Raw genomic sequence first — 326 nt, 5'->3', positions numbered from 1 at the left:
AGATGTGTATAAGAGACAGGTCCACCAGGGGTGCATACGCATTATCGACGTCTGGAGCCTGGAGCAGGATCATGCGCGGTCTACCTACCGCCATGTGCGCCCCGCCGAGCCGTCCGACACCCTCGGCCGCGACGGTTCGGGCACTCCGGTGGGACACACCGGGATGACCTGGAGCGGGTTCCGCCCTTCCGACGACGCCTGCCGCTACGGCTACAACATTCCGGCTCAGTTCATGGCGATGCGTGCCCTGCGTCAAATTCGCGAGTTCTGTCGCGTCTGGGATGACGAGGATCTTGTCGAACGCGCCACGAAGCTGGCCGATGAGA

The 326-nt window shown here is 63.2% G+C and carries 1 protein-coding gene; it reads left to right on the top strand.

The annotated features are described in order from the left end of the window. Nucleotides 1-326: glycoside hydrolase family 125 protein (locus tag C9J35_RS25225; protein WP_153062998.1), on the top strand; the 326-nt coding region annotated here is incomplete at both ends.

The organism is Lysinibacillus parviboronicapiens (genome assembly GCF_003049575.1).
Lineage (GTDB): Bacteria > Bacillota > Bacilli > Bacillales_A > Planococcaceae > Lysinibacillus > Lysinibacillus parviboronicapiens.
The sequence above is the reverse complement of the archived record's forward strand: the minus strand, read 5'-3'. Positions and strand labels throughout refer to the sequence as shown.